7 protein-coding genes are annotated in these 5813 nt (G+C 68.4%); 1 reads left to right on the top strand and 6 read right to left on the bottom strand.

Annotated features, from left to right (window positions below):
- From AC5E6L_RS13470 to AC5E6L_RS13445, 6 genes are all read right to left on the bottom strand, one after another.
- On the bottom strand, positions 1–960 hold a 960-nt coding region (locus AC5E6L_RS13470), incomplete at its 3' end, for a peptidoglycan -binding protein (protein WP_491773950.1).
- A 2-nt stretch (positions 961–962) separates the two neighbouring features.
- Entirely contained in the window at positions 963–1991 is a 1029-nt protein-coding gene (locus AC5E6L_RS13465) for a flagellar motor protein MotA (protein ID WP_491773948.1), read from the bottom strand.
- A 123-nt stretch (positions 1992–2114) separates the two neighbouring features.
- Complete coding sequence (locus AC5E6L_RS13460) at positions 2115–2933, bottom strand: inositol monophosphatase family protein (RefSeq protein WP_491229138.1); 819 nt, start codon at positions 2931–2933, stop codon at positions 2115–2117.
- A 43-nt stretch (positions 2934–2976) separates the two neighbouring features.
- Positions 2977–3540 (bottom strand): elongation factor P, encoded by a 564-nt coding sequence (efp, locus tag AC5E6L_RS13455; protein WP_491229137.1) that lies wholly within the window; start codon positions 3538–3540, stop codon positions 2977–2979.
- A gap of 111 nt (positions 3541–3651) precedes the next feature.
- Positions 3652–4629, bottom strand: coding sequence for a tetratricopeptide repeat protein (locus AC5E6L_RS13450; RefSeq protein ID WP_491773945.1), 978 nt, complete (start codon positions 4627–4629; stop codon positions 3652–3654).
- Positions 4626–5288 (bottom strand): thiamine phosphate synthase, encoded by a 663-nt coding sequence (locus AC5E6L_RS13445; protein ID WP_491773943.1) that lies wholly within the window; start codon positions 5286–5288, stop codon positions 4626–4628. The genes AC5E6L_RS13450 and AC5E6L_RS13445 overlap by 4 nt, the downstream gene beginning before the upstream one ends.
- 212 nt (positions 5289–5500) lie before the next feature.
- On the opposite strand from AC5E6L_RS13445, the gene AC5E6L_RS13440 reads away from it, so the two are divergent.
- Positions 5501–5761, top strand: a complete 261-nt coding sequence (locus AC5E6L_RS13440; protein ID WP_491229133.1) for an ArsR/SmtB family transcription factor — start codon at positions 5501–5503, stop codon at positions 5759–5761.
- Positions 5762–5813 lie beyond the last annotated feature (52 nt).

The raw sequence follows: 5813 nt of genomic DNA, 5'->3' as shown, positions 1-5813 counted from the left end.
CGGCTGGAACTCGCCGAAGCCGGCGGCGACGAGCCGGTTGGGCGGCACGCCCTGCTCGATCAGCAGCTTGACCACCGAGGTGGCGCGCGCCGTGGACAGTTCCCAATTGTCACGCAGCCGGCCCGTGCCCGAAAGCGGCACATCGTCGGTGTGACCGTCGACGCGCAGCACCCAGGCGATCTCGTCGGGGATCTCGCGTTCAAGATCGACAAGCGCCGTGGCCAGCTTGGCCATCTCGGCGCGGCCCGCCGCGTTGATCTCCGTCCGACCGGACAGGAAAAGGACCTCGGACTGGAACACGAACCGGTCGCCGACGATGCGGATGTTCTGGCGGTCCGACACGATATCGCGGAGCCGGCCGAAAAAGTCCGAGCGGTAGCGGTTCAGCTCCTGCACGCGCTGGGCGAGCGCGACGTTGAGCCGGCGGCCGAGGTCGGCGATCTTGGCCTGCGCCTCGACATCGCGCTCCTCGGAGATGTCCAGCGCCCCTTCGAGCGCGGCGATCTGGCTGCGCAGCGCGGCGATCTGCTGGTTGAGCAGCTCGACCTGGCCGAGCGCGCGCCTGCTGGCGATCCACTGCTCTTCCAGTTCGCCGGTCAAGGCGCCGATCTGCTGGCGCGCCGCCAGGCCAGCGCCCGCGCCCGCATCGAGCAATTGTTGCAGCCGCGAGCGTTCGTCCTCGGCCACGTTGAGCGAGGCGCGCAGCCCCAGGATCTGGTCTTCGACATCCTGGCGGTCGGACCGCTCCAGCGCCAGAAGCTGGGTCAGTTCGTTGATCTGCGCGTTCAGCCGGTTGAGCACCTGGTCCTGTCCGGAGATCTCGCGGCTGAGCAGAAACTGCGCCAGAACGAACACCGACAGCAGGAACATGATCGCCAGCAGGAGCGTCGACAGCGCATCGACGAAGCCGGGCCAATAGTCGACCCCGGCGGCGCGGCGGCGGGAGCGGGCCAGCGCCACGGTCAACGCGCCCGTTCGAAGCGGTCAAGAAGTTCGGCGAGCCGGTCGAGCGTGTCGCGCGTCACCTTCTGGTCGCGCGCCTGGGCGTCGACCCAGTCGCGCATCATCTGCTGTTCGCTGCGCATGGACTTGACAAGGCCGTGCACGCCCTCGGCCAGGCTCGCCAGCGCCTCGGCCTGGCGGGGGCTGCCGGCGCCCGAATCCTTGATGGCGGCGATCTGCGCGGTCAGTGCGGAAAGCTGATCGGCGTCCGATGTCGGCAGGGCGAGCCCCGATTCGTCCACCTGGGTGACAGACGACAGCCAGTTCTCCAGCTCGGTGTAGAACCGGTTTTGCGCCCGGCCCGCCTGAAGGTCGAGAAAGCCGAGCACGAGCGAGCCCGAAAGGCCGAACAGCGAGGACGAAAAGGCCGTGCCCATGCCTTCGAGCGGCGCGCTCAGGCCAACCTTCAGCGAATCGAGAATATCGTTGGTGTCGCCAGTGCCCGGATCGAGCGACTGGATCGTCGCTCCGATCGAGCCGATGGTCGCAAGCAGGCCCCAGAACGTGCCGAGCAGGCCCAAAAACACCAGAAGGCCGATCAGATAACGGGAAATGTCGCGCGATTCGTCCAGCCGCGTGCCGATCGAATCCAGGATCGAGCGCATCGACAAGGTGGTCAGGGCCACCGACTGGCGCCCGCTCAGCAGCGCCTTCATGGGCGCCAGCAGCACCGGTTCGCGCCGCGCCGCATTCACCGTATCGCCAACCTTGAAGGAATTCACCCAGGCGACCTCGCGGAACAGGCGCGTCACCTGGGCGAACACCAGGACGATGCCCACCGCGAGCACGCCCAGGATCAACCCGTTCAGGCCCGGATTGGTCATGAAGGCGGCCGAGATCTGCCGATAGAGGATCGCCGCCAGGAATCCGACGATCACCAGGAAGATGATCATCGACAGCACGAAGACCTGCGGATTCGACAGCCTGTACGGGTCGAAACGCCGCCGCGCCGCCTTGGCGGCCGCTTCATCTGCCGCAGGGGCATTCATCGGCTCGTTCTCCCGTCGTGCCCATCGGGCGATGGTTTGCGATTGCCGCCGATACTAGCGGCAACTATGGCCAAATTGAAAGGACGGCAAGCCGCGCAATCCCGCAATCGCCGGACGCCCCGGTCAACCGCCCGGCGTTCGCGCCGCCGTCGCCAGCGGCCGCCGCAGGGCTTGGCCGAGCCCGTGACGGATACGCTCATTGCCCGCCAGAACCTCGCAGCGCTCCAGCATGGCGCCGCCATCGTCGAGATCGGTGACGAGCCCGCCCGCCTCGCGCACGAGCACGATGCCGGCCGCCATGTCCCAGGGAAACAGATGCCGCTCCCAATGGCCATCGAGCCGGCCGGCGGCCACATAGGCCAAATCGAGCGAGACCGCCCCCGCGCGGCGGACGCCGACCACCTCGCCCATCAAATGCCGCAGCTCGATGAGGAAACGGCCGTGATCGCCGCGCCCCAGATGCGGCACGCCGCAACCGACCACGCAGTCGGACAGGCGCGTTCGGCCGGCCACGCGCAGCCGGCGGTCGTTGAGATAGGCCCCGCCGCCCCGCTCGGCCGTATAGAGCTCGTCCGTGGCCGGATTGAACACGAGGCCGGCGACGAGCTGTCCCTGCCGCTCAAGCGCGATCGAAACGGCAAAGTGCGGAATGCCGTGCAGGAAGTTGGTCGTCCCGTCGAGCGGATCGACGATCCAGCGGTGCTGCGGATCAGAGCCCTCGACGGCGCCGCCCTCCTCCATCAGAAAGCCGTAGTCCGGCCGCGCGCGGCTAAGCGCCTCGAAGATCGTCTTCTCGGCTTTCCTGTCGGCCTGGCTGACGAAATCGCCCGGCCCCTTGACCGAAACCTGAAGGTTCTGCACCTCGCCGAAATCGCGCGCCAGCCCGCGGCCGGCCTTCATGGCCGCCTGGACCATCACGTTCATCAATGCCGAGCGGGCCATCGGAGGTCTTTCGGGTCAGCGGCGGGCGGGAACGATGCGAACGTCAGTCGGCGCGGCGCACATAGGTGATGTCGTCGGTCGCAACGATGATCCGCTCGCCGGCGGTGACGAAGGGCGGCACCATCACGCGCACGCCGTTTTCGAGAACGGCCGGCTTGTAGGACGAAGCCGCCGTCTGGCCCTTGACGACGGGATCGGCCTCGGCGACCTCCAGCGTGACCTGATCGGGCAGCGAGATGCCGATCGGTCGTTCCTCGTGCAGTTCGACCGTCACCGTCATGCCGTCTTGCAGGAAGGCGGCGCGGTCGCCGACGAAGTGGGCTTGCAGTTCAAGCTGCTCGTAGGACTCCGAATCCATGAAGACGAGCGCCTCGTCCTGCGCATAGAGGAACTGATAGTCCTTCTGCTCCAGGCGGACCCGCTCGACCGTCTCGGACGCGCGGAAGCGCTCGTTCAGCTTGGTTCCGTCGAGCAGGTTCTTCAGTTCCACCTGGTTGAACGCGCCGCCCTTTCCGGGCTTGACCGCATTGGCCTTGACCGCCACCCAGAGCCCGCCATTGTGCTCGATCACATGGCCCGGCTTGATCTCGTTGCCGTTGATCTTCATCCGCCATTCCTGAGACTGATCGCGCCGGAGCGGCGCGCATGGACCGTTTCGCCGGTTCCTGACCACACGCCGTTTCCTGACCACACTTGGCCGGCCGTTGCAAGAGCGGCCTCAGCGCCTTTGCAGGCCGTTGGCCCGAACGATCGCCTCCTGCTGGGTTTCGACCGAAAGGCCCAGCCAGAAATCCTCCAGCACCGGGTCGCGCAGGCCCGCGCGGCGGGCGAGGATGTACCAGGCGGCCGCCTGCGTGTCGTCCGGCGCAATGCCGATGCCGCTCCACAGGAGCTTGGCCAGTTGCGCCTGTGCGGCGACGTTGCCGGCATGGGCCGCCCGCGCGGTCCAGGCAAAGCCCCGGTCGAAGTCGCGGACGCCGCCCACGCCGTCGATATAGTAGAGGCCCAGCTCTTGCTGGGCGCTGTCGAAGCCCTGCCGCGCCGCCCTGTCGAGCCATCGGCGCGCCTCGACCTCGTCGTGGAAAGCCGGCGACGTCCCGGCGGCATAATATTGCGCAAGGGCATATTGCGCATCGGCGATGCCCGCCTCGGCGGCACGGCGGAAATAGGCGAAGGCGGCGCTTTGGCCGGCACGGCCCGGCCGGTCGTTGAGCAGAAGCTGGGCCTGGTTGAACATCGCCTTGCCGTGGCCGCCATCGGCCGCCGCCCGCATCAGCGAGCGCGCTTCTTGCGAATCGGCGTCCTCGGCGAGCAGGGCAAGCGCCATCTGCAACTGCGCCTCGGGCACGCCCTGGCGCGCCGCTCGCGCATACCATCGCCGCGCTTCATCGAAATCGAGGGCGACGCCCAGGCCGCGCGAATAGATTTCGCCGAGCAGCGTCTGCGACGCCGCATCGCCGGCCCGCGCGCGCGGCAGGGCCAGGTTGCGCGCGGTCAGGAACAGGCCGCGCTGGAACGCGCCGAAGGCGGTGTCGGGGGGCGGTGCGCCAAAGCGCCAGGGCGCCGGCAGCTGCGGTGTTCGCCGCTCGTCCGCAAAGGTCGCCGTCTCGCCGAACGGCGCCGGCTGCGCATGAAGCTGTGCGATGCCGCAGGCCAGCGCGAGAACGAGAAGGCCGGCGCGCAAGGGCACGGTCACGCCACCGCCAGAAGATGGCGCGCAAGGACGGCATTGGCCGCGCGCACCACCGCCTCGGGATCGCCGTCCGGGCCGAACACCGCATGCGACAGGGCCACGAAATCGACGCCCGTCGCCGCCGCCGCATCCAGATGGGCGAGATCCCGGCCGCCCATCAGGATCGCGGGCAGCTCGACGAACTCGGCCCACCAGGCCGCGCTTTCGGCCGCGCCCGGATGCGCCTGGGGGTGCGTGTCGCCGCCGAGCCGGCCGAACAACACATAGTCGGGACGTGCCTCTCCCACTTCCAGCGCCCGGTGCCGGCCGCTGCCCGCCTCCGCGCCGACGAGAAAGCGGCCCCGATGGTCGGCAACCGCGCGCGCAAGGCAAGGCGCGTCCCCGCGCACATGGATGCCGTCCGCGCCGGTGCGGGCGGCAAGGGACGGATCGCCCGCCGCGACCACCGCGGCGCCGAGCGCCTGGCCGACCGGCACGAGCCGTTCGAGCGACCGCTGACAGGCATTCCCGTCAGGACCGTCGGCCGGGACGATCACGCAGGCGATATCGCCGCCGCGACCGGCGGCCGCAAGCTGGGCGGAGATGACGCCCGGATCGGCGTCCGCCGGGGTAACCAGCACCAGCCGGCAGCGGTTCGCCATCTCGTCGTGATCGTCGGCCATATGATCCAAGCCCGGTTCGCGTTGATCGGCGCCGAACGAAATAGCGCCAAACAGGCCGCCCGGCCATGCGAGCAATCACCCGATTGCGGCAACGCGATGGCGTGTGCAAAATCCGGGCCCGTCCTGCCCAGGCAGCATGCTGCCGCCAAGGTGGCATGCTGCATTGCAGCATTTTTCTTGCATTGCGGTAAGAAGCGTCTTACAAGCCGGCCATGAGACCCGATCCGTTCGAAGCGATCGCCGATCCGAACCGTCGACACCTGCTCGAAGAGCTCAGGCGCGGGGGCAAGACCGTGGGCGAGCTCGCGCTGGGGCTGCCCATTTCGCGCCCGGCGGTCTCGCAGCACCTGCGCGTGCTGCTGGACGCCGGACTGGTCGACGCGCGGGCGGACGGCACGCGGCGCATCTATTCGGTGCAGGCGACCGGATTCACGTCTCTCAACATCTGGCTCGACCAGTTCTGGGCTGGCTAGAGCGGTTTGTCTTTGGCTGGCATCGTCTGAGCGCCGGGATTTTGTGATCTGG

The sequence above is a fragment of the Roseitalea sp. genome (assembly GCF_984466335.1).
This window is presented reverse-complemented; position numbering and strand designations above follow the sequence as displayed.